We start from the raw sequence: 16,880 nt of genomic DNA on the forward strand, positions 1-16,880 counted from the left end.
GTTGCCGTCGCGCCGACGGCCGGATGGTCGGTCCGGCCCTGGTCGGGGCGACACCAAGAGCATCGACCGTCCCGGGGCGAGGGCGCAACGCCCGACGTCCGGTCCGCGCCCCTGGAACCATCCCAGCCCCTCTGACGTGCACATACAGGGAGTGCCTGGGATACCGTCCCGGGCCGATGAGGACTCGGGGGAACAGTGTCGGCAGCAGGGGACGACGTCCAGCGGTTCGCGGCGTCGCTCACGCGTCTCAAGGAGCGCACGGACCGCAGTTACGGGCAGCTGGCCCGGCGCCTCAACATGAACACCTCGACGCTGCACCGCTACTGCGCGGGCGGCACGGTGCCGCTCGACTTCGCACCCGTCGAGCGCTTCGCCGTGCTGTGCGGGGCGACGGGGGAGGAGCGGCTGGAGCTCCACCGCCTGTGGCTGTCGGCGATGGCGGCACGCCAGCGGGTGCGGGGCGCCGGGCCGGAGGCGGCCGGTAGCGAGCCCACCGGCCCGCCTGCCGCGGCACCGGGCCCGTCGCCCGCGACCGCGGAGTCTGCCGACGGCACCGGCGGATCGGGCGCGGCCACCGGGCGCGGCCGGGCGGCGGGGGCGAGCACCCCCGCGGGGGTGCCGGAGCCTGCCGGGGCACCCGAATCCGCAGGGTCCTCCGAAGCCGCCGGTCCGTCCGCATCAGCCGGTCCGTCCGAAGCCACTGCTCCCACATCAGCCGGTCGGGCCGCAGCCGCCGGCGCGTCCGAGGCCGTCGCGGGAGCCGGTCCGGCCGGGGCGCCGCGAGCCTCCGGGCCGGACGCCGCGACCCGGGCCGGCGAGCGGACGGCACCCGAGTCGGACCTGGTCTCGGCCCCGGCCGCAGGCCGCCGCCCCTGGCACCGTCGCCGCCGTACGCTCGTCAGCGCGGCCGTCGTCGCGGTGCTCCTCGCCAGCCTGGGCGGCATCGCCGCCCTGCCGTCCGGGGACACTCCGGCGGATCGCTCCGCCCGGGGCGACGTCCCGGCACCCTTCCGGACGACCGCGGGCGCCCAGCGCCCGTCGACCGGGCCCACGAGCCCGTCGCCCTCACCGGACGTGACCAGCACCCCTTCGGACACGGCCTCGCCCCCGCCCGACGAGCCACGGGACAAGGCCACGAAGGGCGGTGCGGCCGACGAGCCGCGGCCCCGGGCCACCGGTGTGCCGATCACCTGGACGGCGAACTCACAGATCTGGAACCTCGGCTGCGGGCACGACTACGTCATCGCCAAGCAGCCGAAGGAGGTGCCCCCGCCCCCGCCGCCGCAGGACGCGGGCGCCTGGGCCGCGACCCAGGGCGCCGTGCACGGGCGGAACACGATCGTGGAGGTCACGGTGCACGGCCGCACGTCGGCGGCCGTCGTCCTGACGGCGTTGCGCGTGCGCGTCGTCGGACGCACCGCACCCGCCACGGGCAGCGCCTACACGATGGACCAGGGCTGCGGAGGGCGGGTCACGCCCTCGTACTTCGACGTCGACCTGGACAAGAACCGGCCGATCGCCCGCCCGGTCGACGGCGCCGACCTGGACACCCCGATCCCGGCCGTGCGCTTTCCGTACAGCGTGGCGGCCGGGGACCCGGCGGTCCTGAGCGTCAGCGCCGACACCGAGAGCTGCGACTGCCAGTGGTACCTGGAGCTGGAGTGGTCCTCCGAGGGCCGCACCGGCACGGTCCGGATCGACGACGGCGGCCGCCCGTTCCGCACGACCGGGATCAAGGGGCTGCCGCGCTACTCGTACGCCACCGAGAGCCACCGGTGGACGCCCTTCACGGAATGATCCCGCCCCGGCCGACCGGCGGTTCCAGCAGGTCCAGCAGGGCCCGGGCCGCCGGGCTCGTGGCCTGCGGGGGAGGAAGCAGGGCCACCGTCTCGTACACGGTCCCGCCGGCGTCCTTGACGGGCAGGGCGACGAGCGAGTCGCGCTTGTGCCGGAAGTGGCGCGGGACGACGGCGACGCCGAGATCCTCGTCGACGAGGTCGAGGAGGCTGTGCACGTCGTTGACCTCCAGGGCGACCGACCGGCGGACACCGGCGGCGGCGAACACCGAGTCGGTGGTGCGGCGCGGGCCCCAGTCCGGGTGGAAGTCGACGAAGACCTCGCCGCCCAGCTCCTGCGGGGTCACGGCGGCGCCGGCGGCCGCGAGACGGTGACCGGGATGGCACAGGACGGTCATCGGCTCGCTGGACAGCGGGACGACCCGCAGCTGGTCGGTGTCCTCCTGCGCGGTCCGCACGGCGAACGCCAGGTCCAGGCGCCCGCTCGCCACCTCCTCCGCGAGCGCGCCCGAGCCCGCCTGCCGCAGACAGATCTCCACGTCGGGGTGCAGCCGCCGGAACGAGGCGAGCAGCCCCGCCACGTGCAGCCCGGCCAGACACTGCTCGGACCCGATCGCCAGCATGCCGCGCAGCACCCCCTGCACGGCGGCCACCGCCTCCCGGGCCGACCGCACCTGCGCCAGGATCCGCTCCGCCTCGGTCAGCAGCGCCCGTCCCGCCGGCGTGAGCGTCACCCGGCGGGTGGTCCGGACGAACAGCGGCGTCTGCAGCTCGCGCTCCAGCGCCCGTACGGAGGCGGACAGGCCGGACTGGGAGACGAGCAGCCGTTCGGCGGCCCGGGTGAAGTGTTCCTCCTCGGCGACCGCGACGAAGTGCTGGAGGTGGCGGAGTTCCATGACTGAGAAGCGTAGGTGCTGAATCCCATCGGATTCTTCTGTTGGACCAATGCCCCCAGGTCGCGAAAGAGTGGACACGGGTTCCCAGGGACCCCGGTCCCCCCGTGCCAACCTCTGGAGTCGCGTTGTACACCGCACACCCCGACCGTTACGCGGACATGCCCTACCGGCGCACCGGACGCAGTGGTCTGAAGCTTCCCGCGCTCTCGCTCGGCCTGTGGCACAACTTCGGCCCCGACCGTTCCGTGGAGACGCAGCGCTCGATCCTGCGCCGCGCCTTCGACCTGGGTGTCACCCACTTCGACCTGGCCAACAACTACGGCCCGCCCCCCGGCTCCGCCGAGTCCGCCCTCGGCGAGGCACTGAAGGCCGACTTCGCCCCGTACCGCGACGAGCTGGTCATCTCCACCAAGGCCGGCTACCTGATGTGGCCCGGTCCGTACGGCGAGTGGGGCTCCCGGAAGTACGTGCTCTCCTCGCTCGACCAGAGCCTGCAGCGCATGGGTTTGGACTACGTCGACATCTTCTACTCGCACCGCCCCGACCCGGAGACTCCGCTGGAGGAGACGATGGGCGCGCTGCACTCGGCGGTCCAGCAGGGCAAGGCGCTGTACGTCGGCGTCTCGAACTACTCGGCCGAGCAGACCCGGGAGGCCGCCCGCATCCTGGGCGAGCTGGGCACCCCGCTCCTCATCCACCAGCCGCGCTACTCGATGCTCGACCGGCGCCCGGAGACCGAGGGACTGCTCGACGCGCTCGACGAGCTGCAGGTCGGCTCCATCGTCTTCTCCCCGCTGGAGCAGGGCCTGCTGACCTCCCGCTACCTCGACGGCATCCCGGAGGGCTCCCGCGCGGCGAGCGACAGCCCGTTCCTGAAGTCCGACGCCGTCACCGAGGACCTGGTGGGCAGGCTGCGCGCGCTGGACGAGGTCGCCAAGTCCCGGAACCAGACGCTCGCCCAGCTCGCCCTGGCCTGGACGCTGCGCGGCGGCCGGGTCACCTCCGCCCTCGTCGGCGCGAGCAGCGCCCGGCAGATCGAGGACAGCGTCGGAGCCATCGCCAACCTCGACTTCGAGGCGGACGAGCTGGCCCGGATCGACGCGATCATCGAGGGCAAGAGCTGACCTCCGGCGCCGGTCAGCGGTCGATCCGCTCCTCCAGCCGGACGGTCACCGACTGACCCGCCTCCTTCCCGATCGCCCTGCGCACCTCGGCCTTGACGGGCAGCTTGTGGGTGCCGTCACCGAGGGCCATGAAGGAGCTGCGGAAGGGGTGCCCGTCGATGGTGCCGCGGACCTTGACCAGGCCGCGCGTGCCGAAGAAGGCGGCGGACCGGGGCCATACGAGGTAGGTCCAGCCGCCTTCGGCGGGGCTCCTGCGCAGCTCCGCCGTGAACTGCTCGTCGAGCGTGCTCATGATGTCGTCCTCCGCTTCCGGTGGTCCGCTACGCAGGGGAGACCTCCGGGAGCGGGAGAACTCATCGCCGGGAGGCCAACCTGCCCCCGCGCCGCCGCCGAAATCCGTCAGAAGGGCGCTACGCCGCCGGCACCCGGTCCAGGAAGCCGTACACGCTCCGGATGCGGTCCTGCGCGTCGAGCGTGATCACGTCGAACCCGGCGACCGGTGCCGCGCCGTCGGCCTCGTCCACCAGTTCCCAGCCGAAGCGGGCGGTGTCGTGGTGGCCGTCCACGGCCGTGGCCAGGCGGAAGGCGAGGCCGGGGAACTGCTTCCGGGCCGTCGTGATCAGCGCGGCGATCTCCTCATGGCCGCGCACGTCGGCCAGCGGATCGGTGTAGCCGCCGTCGGCGGCCCAGGCGGCGGCGACCGCTTCGGCCCTCTCGTCCTCACCGGTCGCGTTCCACGCCTCGAAGTAACGGGCGACGGCGGTCTCGTAGCGGTCTCGGCGCTCTTGATTCGTGGGCATGATCGTTGAACCCTCCATCGGGGACGTGCGTATGGGACGGGGCACGGATCCGGAACCGTCAGCGGCGTCCTCGTGATCCGGCACCGCACACGATGCCCGCACCCGCCGGAGGGCGTCGATTACCTCGGAGGTCATTCCGAGGAAGGCCCGGTCGCAGGGCCTGCCGCATCGTTTCGGCCATTCGCGTGCTCGCATATGCCAGGAGACTGGCCGAATCAGCATGGTGACAGAGTGTCAGCCGTGGCGATACTCGACTGACAGGGCGATTGAGTCATGAACCATCGCGCACCCGTGTGCGTCGATCGCGTCACTGTGCGTGACTATCGGGTCGCCGGATGTGTACGACCAGCAAATCTGTGAGGCGAGAGCAAGTCCGCGCGGCGAGCGAGGCCGGGCGGGACGGCGGTGCGATCGGGGGAGCGAAGCGTGCACGACGAATTCCTGTGCCATGTCACCGCGTACGGATGGTGCGACGGCCGGCGCGTCGGCGTGCCCCTCGGGACCTATCGCGCACCCACGCTGGCGCTGGCCCTGTGGTGGATGCGCGACCGCGCGTTATGGATCGCCGAACGCCTCGACCCGTACCCCGAGAACCCCCACTTCCCCCCGAACGCGGTCGTCCCGGTCGCCGACACCGTGCCGGACGTGCCGGCCCAGCTGCGCGCCTGGTCCACCGACGAAGTGCAACAGGGCCTGGTGGCCGACGAGTTGGCCGCCGGAAACTTGGTCCGCATCGCCACCAACGACGACACCACGGAGTACGAGCTGCTCGCGGAGTCCGTCGACGCCGTCCGTATGCAGCGGATCGCCCAGCGCATCGCCGCCCCTGCCGCCTGACCGCGAGGCCCGGCTCCCGGGCCGCCCCGGTGATCACGCCTCGGGTCCGCCTTCGCCGCGCTTCGTGCGGCCTCGCCAGGGCGACCGGGCGCATACCGGGGTGAATCGGTAGAATTTTCTGCATGGCAGAGCGGTCCCTCGCATCGACCGCGCCCGAACTCGTGCTGGAAACCGAGTCGGGCTCCACGGTGATGACCCCGAGCCACACGTACCACGTGGGGCGCGACCCGCTCAGCGACGTCGTCCTCGACGACGACCGGGTCTCGTGGCACCACGCCGTACTGCGGGCCGAGGCCGGTCACTGGACGATCGAGGACGAGCACAGCACCAACGGCACGTACGCCGACGGACGGCGTATCCACGAGCGGGACGTCGGCCCCGGCACGGTCATCCACTTCGGGAGCCTCCCCGACGGCCCCCGGGCGGTGCTCACCGGCCTCGCCCCGGAGCGCCCCTCCGGCATCTTCCGTCCCGCCTCAACGGGCACGTTCCGCCGGCCCACCAGCGTCCGCCCGCTGCCCGAACGGACCGTCCGGATCGGCCGCGCCGCCGACAACGACCTGGTCGTCGACGACCTTGTCGTCTCCCGCCGGCACGCCGAACTGCGGGCGCGACCGGAGGGCACCTACGAGATCGTCGACCTCGGCAGCCACAACGGCACCTTCCTCAACGGCACCCCCGTCGACCGGGCCCCCGTCACCGCCGGTGACATCGTCGGCATCGGACACTCCGCGTTCTGCCTGGTCGGCGACCAGCTGCAGGAGTACGTCGACACCGGCGAGGTCTCCCTCGATGTCCAGGAACTCACCGTCGCCGTCGACCGCGGCCGCAGGACGCTGCTGGACGACGTCTCGTTTCCGGTCGGCGAGAAATGCCTCCTCGCCGTCGTCGGCCCCAGCGGCGCCGGCAAGTCCACCCTTCTGAACGCCCTGACCGGGCAGCGCCCCGCCGACAGCGGCACGGTCCTCTACGACGGACGCGACCTCTACCGCGACTACGCCGAACTGCGCCAGCGCATCGGCCTGGTCCCGCAGGACGACATCCTGCACGCGCAACTGACCGTCCGCAGAGCCCTCTCCTACGCCGCCGAACTCCGCTTCCCCCAGGACACCGCGAAGGCCGAGCGGCAGGCCAGGGTCGACGAGGTGATCCGCGAACTGGGCCTCGAACAGCGTGCCGGCCAGCCCATCCACAGCCTCTCCGGCGGCCAGCGCAAACGCGTCAGCGTCGCCCTGGAACTGCTGACCAAGCCCTCCCTGCTGTTCCTGGACGAACCGACCTCCGGACTCGACCCGGGCATGGACCGCTCGGTGATGCACATGCTGCGCGGCCTCGCCGACGACGGCCGCACCGTCATCGTCGTCACCCACAGCGTCCTCAGCCTCGACGTCTGCGACCGGCTCCTCGTCCTCGCGCCCGGCGGCAGGGTCGCCTACTACGGACCGCCGGACGACACCCTCGCCTTCTTCGGGTTCACCCAGTGGCCGGAGGCCTTCGAGGCGTTCGAACGGGACCGGGAGCGGGACTGGGCGGGGGAGTACCGCGACTCGCCCTTCCGCCGGCAGTACGTCACCGCCTCCCTGGGCCGGCCGTACCTGCCCGAGGACCCCCAGCCGCTCGCCGTGGCACCGCCGCCCACACCGCAGAGCTGGGGCGCCCAACTCGGCACACTGGTGCGCCGGTACGCGGCCGCGCTCGGCGCCGACCGCACCTTCCTCGCCATCATGATCGCGCTGCCGTTCGTGATGGGCGCGATGGCGAGGGCGCTCGCGGGGAGCGCGCTGGACCGGGAGACCGCCATGAACGCGCTGCTCATCCTGTGCGTGGGCGGAGTGTTGACGGGTGCGGCCAACGCCGTGCGCGAACTGGTCAAGGAACGGGTGATCTACCGGCGCGAACGGGCCGTCGGCCTGTCCAGATCCGCCTACCTGATGTCCAAGGTCGTCGTCCTCGGCACGATCACCGTCCTCCAGGCTGTCGTCCTCACCCTGGTCGCCCTGCTCGGCGTCGACCTGGGCGCCCCGGACGGGGAAGGCGTGCTGATGCCGCCCCTGGTCGAGATCACCTGCGCCGTGGCGCTCCTCGCCTTCACCGCGATGATGCTCGGCCTGCTGGTCTCCGCGCTGGTGCGCAAGGAGGAGGTCACCATGCCGCTGCTGGTGCTCCTCGCGATCGTCCAGGTCGTGTTCTGCGGCGCGCTGCTGGACGTCAGCGGCACGATCGTCCTGGAACAGCTGGCGTGGCTGGTGCCCTCGCGATGGGCGTTCGCCGCGATGGCCGGCACGATCGACCTCGAACAGATCGTCCCCGACACGTCGGACCCGCTGTTCGCGCACTCGGCGGGCGTGTGGCTGCTCGACATGGGGATGCTCGTCGTCCTGTCGCTGCTCTGCGGCTGGCTCGTCGCCCGGCTGCTGCGGCGCCGTGAGCCCGCGGTGATGCGGAAGTAGCCGCGATGACGACCCCCGGTTTCCTCCCCACGCATGTCGTCCCGCCGGGCGGACTGCCCGCCTGGGAGCTTCCCGACCCCTCCCGGCCCACGGTGGCGCTCGACGCGTTGCTGCCCGTCCAGCTCCTGGAACGGCGCGGTGACTGGGGGCACGCCCTGTGCGCCAACGGCTGGTCCGCGTGGGTCGACGCCCGGCTCCTCGTCGCCGTACCCCGGGACCCGCCCGCTGCCGGCGCGGACGCTGCGCGGACCGCCGACCCGCGGCCGCTGCTGGCCCGCGCCGAGGAGGCACTGTCGCGCTACCGCACCGAGGCGGAGGCCCTGGCCGCGGGGCACCGCGACGGGGAGTCCTTCCACGACCGTACGAAGGGGCTGCGGATCGGGGTGGTCGTCGACGGCGAGTCGCTGTGGCTGTTCGACGCCGCGCACGAGCGGTGGGTGTACTGCGACGGGACCCGGCTGAGCGCCTTCGCCGTCGGAGACCCCCCGCGCGCGACCCCGGCCGCCCCGCCTCACCCGCCCGCCGCCGCGGTCCCGGCTCCCGAGGCGACGCGCGTCGTGGCGGAACCCGGCCCCGAACCCGCGCGGGACCGCACCACCGACGCCCCGGCCGGTCGTCGGCCGGCGGACCCCGGGCCGCGCGACCACGAACCGACCCGCCTGGTCCCGCCGGTGACCCGCGATGAGTGAGACGCAGCCGTACGCGGGACGCCCCTCCGAACTGGTCGGACGGCAGATCGCGGGCTACCGCATCGAACGCGAGATCGGCCGGGGCGGTATGGCCGTCGTCTACCAGGCACTGGACCTGCGTCTGGAACGGACGGTCGCGCTCAAGCTGCTCGCCCCGGAACTCGCCCGCAACGACACCTTCCGGCGGCGCTTCACCCACGAGTCACGGGTGGCCGCCGCGATCGACCACCCGCACATCGTCCCGGTCTTCGAGGCGGGCGAGACGGACGGGGTCCTCTACATCGCCATGCGGTACGTCGCGGGCAGCGATCTGCGGCATCTCCTCGACCGGGAGGGCCCGTTGCCGGTGCGGGCCGCCACCCGGATCGCCGCCCAGGTCGCCTCCGCGCTCGACGCGGCGCACGACCACGGTCTGGTGCACCGGGACGTCAAGCCCGGCAACATCCTGGTCGCGCAGGGCACCGACAGCGACCACCCCGAACACGTCTACCTCACCGACTTCGGCCTGACGAAGAAGTCGCTCTCCCTGACCGGCTTCACCAGCGTGGGCCAGTTCGTGGGCACCCTCGACTACGTGGCTCCGGAGCAGATCTCCGGCAAGCCCGTCGACGGCCGCTGCGACGTCTACAGCCTCGCGTGCGTCGTCCACGAGACGCTCGCGGGCCGGCCGCCCTTCCAGCGGGACGACGACATGGCCCTGTTGTGGGCCCATCAGTACGACCAGCCGCCCCCGCTGACCGAGGGGCGCCCCGATCTGCCGCCGGCCGTCGACGGGGTGCTGGCGACGGCGCTGGCCAAGTCACCGGACGACCGGTACGACTCCTGTCTGTCCTTCGTGGCCGCCCTCAGGGCCGCCGACGTCGCCGGCGGCCTCCCGCAGGGGCCGATGCCGCCGAGGGTGTCCACACCGAAGGCGTCCGGGCCGCCCGAGGCGCCGCCGGGCCCGCCGCCGTGGGCCGCGCCCGTCTTCATCCGGCCCGGCCGTGCCCCCGGCTGACGTCGAGCCGGTCGACGTGGGCCACGTTCTCCCGGTCGTCGGCGTCCCGGCCGTCCTCGGCGGCGAACCAGGCGTCGAGGATCTCCTTGAGCAGCGGCCCGGAGGTCAGCCGCAGCCCGATCGCCAGGACGTTGGCGTGGTTCCAGCGTCGGGCGCCGTCGGCCGTGTACGCGTCCGCGCACAGGGCGGCCCGTACCCCGGGCACCTTGTTCGCGGCGATGGACGCGCCGGTGCCCGTCCAGCAGCACACGACGGCCTGGTCCGCCCTCCCGGCGGCGACATCGCGCGCCGCCGCCTCCGAGCAGACCGCCCACCGGGGATCGTCGCCCTCGCGCAGCGCGCCATGGGCCAGCACCTCGTGGCCCCGGTCGCGCAGCTCCGTGAGCAGGAGACGCGCGACGGGCTCGTCCATGTCCGAGGAGACGGAGATCCGCATACCTCCGAGGCTACCCGGCGCGCCGGAGGCCCTGACAGACGCGTAACCGATGGGTTACGCTTTCGGGGTGGACGACCTCAGCGAGGTGGCCGAGGCCATCGCCGATCCGGTGCGCCGGGAGATCCTGCTCATGCTGCGTCACGGGCCGCTGGCGGCCGGGGAGATCGCGGGCCGGTTCCCCATCAGCCGGCCCGCCGTGAGCCGCCATCTGCGCGTGCTGCGCGAGGCCGGCCTGGTCGCCGACGAGCAGCTCGGACGCCACCGCAGCTACTCGCTCGTGCCCACCCCGCTCACCCACCTCGCCACCTGGCTCGCCCTGTTCGACACCCGCAGGACCGACTGGTCGCAGCGGCTCGCCGCGCTGGAGACCGAGGTCCACCGCACCCGCAGGGACCGGGAACGAGCCGCGCCTGACCGGACCTCGGCCGACGCTCCCCACCCCAGGAAGGACACGGCATGACGCCCGAACCCACCGGACAGCTCCTGTCCACGCCGTCCGGACACGACCTCGTCCTCACCCGTACCTACGCCGCCCCCGCGTCCGACGTCTGGGCGAGCGTCACCGAGCCGGAACGCACCGCCCGCTGGTTCGGCCCCTGGCGCGGCGAGGCCGCGCCGGGCCGCACCGTCGAGGTACGGATGACGTTCGAGGAGTCGGCCCCGTGGTCCCCGATGCGGATCGACGCCTGTGAGCCGCCGCACCGCCTCGCCGTCTCGACGCAGGACGAGGCGGGTTCCTGGTCGCTGGAGCTGCTGCTGACCGAGTCCGAGGGGGTGACCGAACTCCGGCTGGTCCACCATCGCGTCCCCCCGGACGCTCTCGGCTCGATCGGCCCCGGCTGGGAGTACTACCTGGACATGCTCACCGCGGCACGTGAGGGCGGCCCCCGGCCCGAGTTCGAGGACTACTACCCGGCCCAGAAGGCGTACTACGAGTCCCAGGCCTGAGACGTCGAAGGCGCCGCGGCATCCCGCGGCCGCACGGTGATCGACCACGGCCCGTCGGAACGGACGTGGACGAGGCAGGGGCCGGTGAGAGGGGCCTCGCCCTGCCAGGGGCCCACATGGTCGGCCAGCCGGCCGAGGAAGGCGGCGCCGTCCGGTTCGAAGGCGTCGACGAGGAAGTAGCCGCCGTCGTCGGACCGCGGATCGCCCTCGTACCGGAGGGACGCGATTCCGGGACCCCCGGTGTGCCGCAGGACGTCCGAGGCGGGACGCCGGGCGTGTCCCTCGCAGGCGAGCGCGCTCGACACCGGGCTCACGTCGACGGTCCAGGGACCGGCCGCCTGGATCCGCAGCGCCCGCACCTCCCGGCCGTCGGCGTTCACCAGGGTCCGGCACGAGAAGGGGCCGCCGGTGTAGACGAGTTGGCTCTGGGAGTGCAGCCGCCCGTCCAGCGCGTCCACGGCGAAGTGTCCGGTCCCGGTATGGGTGATGTCGAGGATGACCGGGTCCGTCCCGGTGGTCAGCCGGGTGACCTGGTCGCGGTGGCCGCCGATCCGCTGCAGGGCCGGTGCGCCCGTGGTGAGCGGCGCGGGCGGTGCCTGCGGCGGCGGTGCGTCGCTCTCGCCGGGCCCGGACGGCGGTGCCACGACGGCCCGTCGGCCGGCACGCTCGCGCTGAAACCACTTCATCGAGTGCCCCCCTGACGACGTCTGGGCACAGTATTGGGCGTCGGGCCCTCGCCGTACACAACGTGGACCCGGGTTCGCCGACGGCCTTTGCCGTGAGGGCAGTTGCCGGGTCGGTGGGCCGGTCGAGAGCGCCGTGGGCCGGTGTCCCGGCGTCCGGGAGGCCCGGTCAGGTCTCGAAGACGTCTCGGGACTGGTCATGGGACGGCGCATGTGGTTAGCCTTACCTAAGTTTCCTGTACTTCTCTGTAGGTGAACCCGTCCGGAGGGACACGTGAGGAAGGCGGACCCGCCGGGACGGAAGGTCCTGTGGCGTGCGGTCGGCGGACAGCGTAGGGACGTCGTGGTGGGCGCGGTCCTCGGGATGGGACACCAGACGGGCGAGGCGCTGGTGCCGGTGCTCATCGGACTGGCCATCGACCGCGGGGTCGTGGACGGCGACGTCCCCGGACTCCTGCTGTGGCTCGGCGTCCTGGCCGCCGTGTACGTCGGACTCTCCGTCAGCTTCCGCTTCAGCGCGAAGGCCGGCGAGCGCGCCGCCGTCACCGCAGCCCACCGGCTCAGGACCGAACTCGTCGCCCGCGTCCTCGCACCCGAGGGCGGCGCCGAGGAGGGAAGACTGCCGGGCGAGCTGACGAACATCGCCACCGAGGACGCCAAACGGGTCGGCGCCGTCGCCATGGCCCTCATCGTCGCCTTCGCGGCCACCGCGGGTCTCGTCGTCGGCGCCGTCGCGCTGCTGCGGGTCTCCCTCGCCCTGGGCCTGCTCGTCCTCCTCGGCACCCCCCTGCTGCTGGGGCTGGGACACCTGCTGAGCAAACCCCTGGAACGCCGCAGCGGGACCGAGCAGGAACGCGCCGCACAGGCGTCCGGCGTCGCCGCCGACCTGGTGGCCGGACTACGCGTCCTCAAGGGCATCGGCGCCGAGCGGGCCGCCGTCGCCCGCTACCGCCGCGTCAGCCAGGACTCCCTCGCCTCCACCCTGCGCGCCGCCCGCGCCGAAGCGTGGCAGCACGGCGTGGTCACCCTCCTCACCGGCGCCCTCATCGCCCTGGTCGCCCTCGTCGGCGGACACCTCGCCGCCCGCGGCGACATCGGCCTCGGCGAACTCGTCTCCTCCGTCGGGCTCGCCCTGTTCCTCGTCGGCCCGCTCGGCGAGTTCGCCTGGATCAACGCCGAACTGGCCCAGGGCCGCGCCTCCGCCACCCGGATCGCGGAGGTGCTGGACGCCCCCGGCGACGTGCCCGGGACACCCTCCGCGGACACCCTGCCCCCGGACGTCCTGACCCCGGACGCCGTCGAGGGGCGGCTGACCCTGCGGTCCGTCACCTGCGGCACCCTGCGCGGCCTCGACCTCGACATCGCCCCCGGCGAGACGGTCGGCATCGCCGTCACCGATCCCGCCGACGCCTCCGCCCTGCTCCGCGTCCTCGGCCGCCGCGCCGACCCCGACGAGGGCGCCGTCGAACTCGACGGCACGGCCCTGACCGCGCTGGACCTGACCGACGTCCGCGCGGCGATCCTCGTCGCCGAGCACGACGCGGACCTGTTCGAGGGAACCGTCCTGGACAACGTCACGGCGGCACTCCCCGCCACCCCACCACCCCTGCCGGCGTGGGTCACGGCCGCGATGGCCGCCTCCGGCACCGACGAGGTCGCCCGGGCGCTGCCCCACGGCGTCGACACGGCCGTCACCGCACGCGGCCGTTCGCTCTCCGGCGGACAGCGCCAGCGCGTCGCCCTGGCCCGCGCCCTGGCCGCCGACGCGCCGGTCCTCGTCGTGCACGAGCCCGCGACCGCCGTGGACGCCGTCACCGAGACCCGGATCGCCGCAGGCGTCAGGGACGTCCGCGGCGGACGCACCACGGTCCTGGTGACCAACAGCCCGGCCCTGCTCGCCGTCACCGACCGCGCGGTCCTCCTCCACGACGGCCGGATCACCGCGGCCGGCGACCACGAGCGCCTCGTCCACGCGTGCGCCGACTACCGTACGGCGGTCCTCACATGACCGAGCGAGCCGACGCCGTCGACGCCGCTCCCTGCGGCGACGACCGCACCGGACCCGACCTGCTGCCCGTCGCCACGCCCGCCCGCACCCGGGCCGCCGTCGCCGAACTGCTCCGCCCACAGCGGCGGCTGGCGCTGTCCGCCCTCACCGTGATGGTCGCCTCCACCGCCGTCGGCCTGCTCGTGCAGCCGCTGCTGGGCCGGATCGTCGACCTGGCCGCCGACCGCGGGTCCGCCGACGCCATCACCGTCACGGCGGTCCTGCTGGTGGCCGTCGCCGTGGCCCAGAGCGTGACCGCCGGGTTCGGTCTCTCGCAGATCGCACGCCTGGGCGAGACGACCCTGGCCCGGCTGCGCGAACGCTTCGTCGCACGCGCCCTCGCACTCCCGCTGGAGCGCGTGGAGAAGGCCGGCGCCGGCGACCTGACCGCCCGGGTCACCGCCGACGTCTCCCTCATCGCCGACGCCGTCCGCAACGCGCTGCCCGCGCTGGCGAGTTCCGTGCTGACCATCGTCCTCACGCTCGGGGCCATGGCCCTGCTCGACTGGCGGTTCCTGCTGGCCGCGCTGCTCGCCGTCCCCGTCCAGGCCGCCACCGCACGCTGGTACGTCCGACGCGCCGTCCCGCTCTACGCCGAGCAGCGGGTGGCCGCCGGTGCCCAGCAGCAGCAGATGCTCGACACCATCGGCGGCGGCTCCACCGTGCGCGCCTTCCGGCTGGGCCGGGAGCACACCGAACGGGTCACCGAACGCTCCTGGTCCGTGGTGACGCTGACCATGCGGGGCGTACGGCTCGTCCTCGGTTTCTACAGCCGCCTGCACATCGCCGAGTACATCGGGCTCGCCGCCGTCCTGGTCACCGGCTACTGGCTGGTCCGCGAGGGCTCGGCCGGCATCGGTACGGCGACCGCCGCCGCCCTGTACTTCCACGGCCTGTTCGGCCCCGTCAACGCCGCCCTCGCCCTCCTCGACGACGCCCAGTCGGCCACCGCCGGGCTCGCCCGGCTCGTCGGCGTCACCGACGAGCCCGTGCCCCCAGCGCCGGAGCACCCCGTGCGGGCCGACGGCGCCGACGTCACCGTGCGCGGCCTCGGCCACGCCTACCGGCCAGGCCGTCCCGTCCTGCACGACATCGACCTGACGATCCGCCACGGCGAACGCGTGGCCCTGGTCGGCGCCAGCGGAGCCGGCAAGACCACGCTGGCCAAGCTCGTCGCGGGCATCCAGGCGCCCACCACCGGCAGCGTCCTGGTGGGCGGGATCCCGCCCACCGAACTCGGCCCCGCGGCCTCCCGCACGATCGCCCTGATCACCCAGGAGACCCATGTCTTCGCGGGCCCCCTCGCCGACGACCTGCGGCTCGCCAAGCCCGACGCCGGCGACGACGAACTGCGCGCCGCCCTCGACCGCGTCGACGCCCTCGCCTGGGCCGAGGCCCTGCCCGACGGCCTCGCCACCGTCGTCGGCGACGGCGGACACCGGCTCAGCGGCGAACGCACCCAGGCCCTCGCGCTGGCCCGGCTGATCCTCGCCGACCCGCCGCTGGTGATCCTCGACGAGGCAACCGCAGAGGCCGGCAGCGCCGGAGCGCGGACCCTGGAGAAGGCGGTCGCCCGCGCCGTGGACGGGCGGACCGCGCTGATCGTCGCCCACCGCCTCAGCCAGGCGGCCACCGCCGACCGCGTCGTCGTCATGGAGGACGGCCGCGTGGTCGAGAGCGGCACCCACGACGAACTCCAGGCCGCGCGGGGCCCCTACGCCGCCCTCTGGTCGGCCTGGTCCGACGCGCGCGACACCGGCACCCGGCCGGCCCCCGAGACCCCCACACGCACCGCTCCGCAGAACCCCGAACCGAAGGACCTGTGATGTTCCGCTCCCGCAGAGCGCCACGGCTCGCCGTCGTGCTGGCCTCCGCCACCCTGCTCCTCGCCACCGCGTGCGGTGGCGGCTCCTCGGACGACGCCTCCGACGCGTCGGGCTCCGACGGCAAGGCGGGCGCCTCCGGCGAGTCCGCCTTCCCGGTCTCCCTCGCCCACAAGTACGGCAGCACGACCATCGAGGCCGAGCCCGAACGGATCGTCACCGTCGGCCTCACCGACCAGGACGCGGTCCTCGCCCTCGGCAAGGTCCCCGTCGGCACCACCGAGTGGCTCGGCGGCTACCAGGGCGCCATCGGCCCCTGGGCCGAGGACAAGCTCGGCTCCGGAAAGGTGCCGACCGTCCTCAAGGACACGGGCACCGGGCCGCAGATCGAGAAGATCGCCGCTCTCAAGCCCGACCTGATCCTCGCGGTGTACGGCGGACTCACCAAGGAGCAGTACGAGTCGCTGTCCAAGTTCGCGCCCGTGGTCGCCCAGCCGAAGGCGTACAACGACTACGGCGTGCCGTGGCAGGAGCAGACCGAGACGATCGGCAAGGCGCTCGGCAAGGAGAAGGAGGCCGCCGACGCGGTCGCCGCCACCGAGGCGAACATCAAGGCCGCGGCCGACGAGTACCCGGCGTTCAAGGGCTCCACGGCCGCCATGGCCACCCCGTACGAGGGCATGTTCGTCTTCGGCAGCCAGGACGCCCGCTCCCGCCTGCTGACGGGCCTCGGGTTCTCCCTGCCGAAGGACCTGGACAAGGCGATCGGCGACCAGTTCGGGGCGAACATCAGCAAGGAGCGCACCGACCTGCTGGACCAGGACGCCCTCGTGTGGATCGTCGGCGACCCGGCCAAGGACGCCGCGAAGCTGCACAAGGACGCCTCCTACAAGGACCTGGGGGTCGTCAAGGAGGGCCGCGAGGTCTTCGTGAACGAGAGCAGCGACTACGGCAACGCCACGTCCTTCGTCTCCGTCCTCAGCCTGCCCTACGTGGTCGAGCGGCTGGCCCCGCAGCTGGCGGCGGCCGTCGACGGCAGGACGGACACGAAGGTGGAGCAGCCCGCCTCCTGACGCGGCGGGGAGTACGACGAAGGGGGCCGGTCACCGACCGGCCCCCCTTGCGTGTGCCCGTGTGCCCGGGTCAGCCGTCCATCGACTCGGCCAGGCTGCGCGGCCGCATGTCGGTCCAGTGGGTCTCGACGTGGTCCAGGCAGGACTGCCGCGAGCCGGGGCCGTGCACCACCCGCCAGCCGGCGGGCACCTCCACGAAGTCCGGCCACAGGCTGTGCTGGTTCTCGTCGTTGACCAGCACCAGGTAGGTGCCCTCGGGGTCCTCGAACGGGTTGCTCATG

General features: G+C 73.4%; 17 protein-coding genes. 11 read left to right on the forward strand and 6 right to left on the reverse strand.

Features of this window, described 5'->3' with window-relative positions; genetic code table 11:
* The first annotated feature begins 195 nt into the window (after positions 1 to 195).
* A complete protein-coding gene (locus SCAB_RS40790; protein ID WP_013005913.1) occupies positions 196 to 1,797 on the forward strand; it encodes a transcriptional regulator in 1,602 nt (533 codons plus the stop codon).
* Here SCAB_RS40790 and SCAB_RS40795 read toward each other — a convergent pair.
* Positions 1,787 to 2,692, reverse strand: a complete 906-nt coding sequence (locus SCAB_RS40795) for a LysR family transcriptional regulator (protein WP_013005914.1) — start codon at positions 2,690 to 2,692, stop codon at positions 1,787 to 1,789. The two genes, SCAB_RS40790 and SCAB_RS40795, sit on opposite strands and share 11 nt — an antisense overlap.
* A gap of 125 nt (positions 2,693 to 2,817) precedes the next feature.
* Here SCAB_RS40795 and mgrA point away from each other — a divergent pair, with 125 nt between their 5' ends.
* Positions 2,818 to 3,816, forward strand: a complete 999-nt coding sequence (mgrA, locus tag SCAB_RS40800; RefSeq protein ID WP_013005915.1) for an L-glyceraldehyde 3-phosphate reductase — start codon at positions 2,818 to 2,820, stop codon at positions 3,814 to 3,816.
* Between the two features lie 13 nt (positions 3,817 to 3,829).
* Here mgrA and SCAB_RS40805 read toward each other — a convergent pair whose 3' ends face one another.
* Both SCAB_RS40805 and SCAB_RS40810 read right to left on the reverse strand, forming a co-directional pair.
* The gene (locus SCAB_RS40805) at positions 3,830 to 4,108 is read right to left on the reverse strand and encodes a DUF1905 domain-containing protein (RefSeq protein ID WP_013005916.1); all 279 of its coding nucleotides are present in this window, start codon (positions 4,106 to 4,108) and stop codon (positions 3,830 to 3,832) included.
* Positions 4,109 to 4,226: 118 nt separating this feature from the next.
* Entirely contained in the window at positions 4,227 to 4,616 is a 390-nt protein-coding gene (locus SCAB_RS40810) for a nuclear transport factor 2 family protein (protein WP_037728764.1), read from the reverse strand.
* A 426-nt stretch (positions 4,617 to 5,042) separates the two neighbouring features.
* Here SCAB_RS40810 and SCAB_RS40815 point away from each other — a divergent pair, with 426 nt between their 5' ends.
* The 4 genes from SCAB_RS40815 to SCAB_RS40830 all read left to right on the forward strand — a co-directional run bounded on the left by SCAB_RS40815 (position 5,043) and on the right by SCAB_RS40830 (position 9,589).
* Positions 5,043 to 5,453: a hypothetical protein gene (locus tag SCAB_RS40815; RefSeq protein ID WP_013005918.1), complete on the forward strand. Its 411-nt coding sequence runs from the start codon at positions 5,043 to 5,045 to the stop codon at positions 5,451 to 5,453.
* Positions 5,454 to 5,575: 122 nt separating this feature from the next.
* On the forward strand, positions 5,576 to 7,903 hold the full coding sequence (locus SCAB_RS40820) for an FHA domain-containing protein (RefSeq protein ID WP_013005919.1): 2,328 nt from the start codon (positions 5,576 to 5,578) through the stop codon (positions 7,901 to 7,903).
* 5 nt (positions 7,904 to 7,908) lie between these two features.
* Entirely contained in the window at positions 7,909 to 8,592 is a 684-nt protein-coding gene (locus tag SCAB_RS40825) for a hypothetical protein (protein WP_013005920.1), read from the forward strand.
* Positions 8,585 to 9,589: a serine/threonine-protein kinase gene (locus tag SCAB_RS40830; protein ID WP_013005921.1), complete on the forward strand. Its 1,005-nt coding sequence runs from the start codon at positions 8,585 to 8,587 to the stop codon at positions 9,587 to 9,589. Before SCAB_RS40825 ends, SCAB_RS40830 begins: the two co-directional genes overlap by 8 nt.
* Here the strand turns inward: SCAB_RS40830 and SCAB_RS40835 are convergent.
* Complete coding sequence (locus SCAB_RS40835) at positions 9,561 to 10,025, reverse strand: RpiB/LacA/LacB family sugar-phosphate isomerase (protein ID WP_013005922.1); 465 nt, start codon at positions 10,023 to 10,025, stop codon at positions 9,561 to 9,563. The two genes, SCAB_RS40830 and SCAB_RS40835, sit on opposite strands and share 29 nt — an antisense overlap.
* Positions 10,026 to 10,092: 67 nt before the next feature.
* Between SCAB_RS40835 and SCAB_RS40840 the strand changes: the two genes are divergently transcribed.
* Positions 10,093 to 10,485, forward strand: a complete 393-nt coding sequence (locus SCAB_RS40840; RefSeq protein WP_013005923.1) for a metalloregulator ArsR/SmtB family transcription factor — start codon at positions 10,093 to 10,095, stop codon at positions 10,483 to 10,485.
* A complete protein-coding gene (locus SCAB_RS40845; RefSeq protein WP_013005924.1) occupies positions 10,482 to 10,973 on the forward strand; it encodes an SRPBCC family protein in 492 nt (163 codons plus the stop codon). Before SCAB_RS40840 ends, SCAB_RS40845 begins: the two co-directional genes overlap by 4 nt.
* On the opposite strand, the gene SCAB_RS40850 is transcribed toward SCAB_RS40845, so the two are convergent.
* Positions 10,955 to 11,659 (reverse strand): hypothetical protein, encoded by a 705-nt coding sequence (locus SCAB_RS40850; RefSeq protein WP_013005925.1) that lies wholly within the window; start codon positions 11,657 to 11,659, stop codon positions 10,955 to 10,957. The two genes, SCAB_RS40845 and SCAB_RS40850, sit on opposite strands and share 19 nt — an antisense overlap.
* Before the next feature lie 271 nt (positions 11,660 to 11,930).
* Between SCAB_RS40850 and SCAB_RS40855 the strand changes: the two genes are divergently transcribed.
* The 3 genes from SCAB_RS40855 to SCAB_RS40865 are packed head-to-tail and all read left to right on the forward strand — an operon-like array spanning position 11,931 to position 16,599.
* On the forward strand, positions 11,931 to 13,664 hold the full coding sequence (locus SCAB_RS40855) for an ABC transporter ATP-binding protein (RefSeq protein ID WP_013005926.1): 1,734 nt from the start codon (positions 11,931 to 11,933) through the stop codon (positions 13,662 to 13,664).
* Positions 13,661 to 15,529, forward strand: a complete 1,869-nt coding sequence (locus SCAB_RS40860; protein ID WP_013005927.1) for an ABC transporter ATP-binding protein — start codon at positions 13,661 to 13,663, stop codon at positions 15,527 to 15,529. Before SCAB_RS40855 ends, SCAB_RS40860 begins: the two co-directional genes overlap by 4 nt.
* Entirely contained in the window at positions 15,529 to 16,599 is a 1,071-nt protein-coding gene (locus SCAB_RS40865) for an iron-siderophore ABC transporter substrate-binding protein (protein ID WP_037728771.1), read from the forward strand. Before SCAB_RS40860 ends, SCAB_RS40865 begins: the two co-directional genes overlap by 1 nt.
* Before the next feature lie 70 nt (positions 16,600 to 16,669).
* On the opposite strand, the gene SCAB_RS40870 is transcribed toward SCAB_RS40865, so the two are convergent.
* Complete coding sequence (locus SCAB_RS40870) at positions 16,670 to 16,879, reverse strand: MbtH family protein (RefSeq protein ID WP_013005929.1); 210 nt, start codon at positions 16,877 to 16,879, stop codon at positions 16,670 to 16,672.
* Position 16,880 lies beyond the last annotated feature (1 nt).

Origin of the sequence: Streptomyces scabiei 87.22, assembly GCF_000091305.1 — a bacterium.
GTDB classification, from domain to species: Bacteria; Actinomycetota; Actinomycetes; order Streptomycetales; family Streptomycetaceae; genus Streptomyces; species Streptomyces scabiei.

Bases quoted from the DNA above. Each gene is read 5' to 3' on its own strand.
- SCAB_RS40845 (WP_013005924.1), top strand. From the start codon at position 10,482: ATGACGCCCGAACCCACCGGACAGCTCCTGTCCACGCCGTCCGGACAC.
- SCAB_RS40795 (WP_013005914.1), bottom strand. From the start codon at position 2,692: ATGGAACTCCGCCACCTCCAGCACTTCGTCGCGGTCGCCGAGGAGGAA.
- SCAB_RS40865 (WP_037728771.1), top strand. From the start codon at position 15,529: ATGTTCCGCTCCCGCAGAGCGCCACGGCTCGCCGTCGTGCTGGCCTCC.
- SCAB_RS40825 (WP_013005920.1), top strand. From the start codon at position 7,909: ATGACGACCCCCGGTTTCCTCCCCACGCATGTCGTCCCGCCGGGCGGA.
- SCAB_RS40805 (WP_013005916.1), bottom strand. From the start codon at position 4,108: ATGAGCACGCTCGACGAGCAGTTCACGGCGGAGCTGCGCAGGAGCCCC.
- SCAB_RS40820 (WP_013005919.1), top strand. From the start codon at position 5,576: ATGGCAGAGCGGTCCCTCGCATCGACCGCGCCCGAACTCGTGCTGGAA.
- SCAB_RS40850 (WP_013005925.1), bottom strand. From the start codon at position 11,659: ATGAAGTGGTTTCAGCGCGAGCGTGCCGGCCGACGGGCCGTCGTGGCA.
- SCAB_RS40860 (WP_013005927.1), top strand. From the start codon at position 13,661: ATGACCGAGCGAGCCGACGCCGTCGACGCCGCTCCCTGCGGCGACGAC.
- SCAB_RS40835 (WP_013005922.1), bottom strand. From the start codon at position 10,025: ATGCGGATCTCCGTCTCCTCGGACATGGACGAGCCCGTCGCGCGTCTC.
- SCAB_RS40830 (WP_013005921.1), top strand. From the start codon at position 8,585: ATGAGTGAGACGCAGCCGTACGCGGGACGCCCCTCCGAACTGGTCGGA.
- SCAB_RS40810 (WP_037728764.1), bottom strand. From the start codon at position 4,616: ATGCCCACGAATCAAGAGCGCCGAGACCGCTACGAGACCGCCGTCGCC.
- SCAB_RS40870 (WP_013005929.1), bottom strand. From the start codon at position 16,879: ATGAGCAACCCGTTCGAGGACCCCGAGGGCACCTACCTGGTGCTGGTC.